A 223-nucleotide genomic window follows, 5' to 3' on the forward strand; every position below is an offset into this window, starting at 1 on the left:
GATCTCGTCGCCACGTCCGGGCTGACGCAGGACCGCGACGATCTGCAGGCAACCTTCCGGCTGCCTCTCTTCCGGCTCCTGCGCACGGGATTTCTTCAGATCCTCCGCCCATTCCTCTGCCGACCGCCCCGTGATGGAGGCCACATAGTTTCTCGTCTCGGCGGGCAGCTCGCCCCGTCCTTCCAGCCACGAGGAGACCCGTGCGGGCCCGCCGTTATAGGCC

The 223-nt window shown here is 67.3% G+C and carries 1 pseudogene; it reads right to left on the bottom strand.

Annotation, left to right across the window (positions count from 1 at the left end):
* Positions 1–223: pseudogene (locus E4K09_RS29410) on the bottom strand (lytic transglycosylase domain-containing protein); the annotation flags it as partial.

It is taken from the genome of Microvirga pakistanensis (assembly GCF_004458765.1).
GTDB lineage: Bacteria > Pseudomonadota > Alphaproteobacteria > Rhizobiales > Beijerinckiaceae > Microvirga > Microvirga pakistanensis.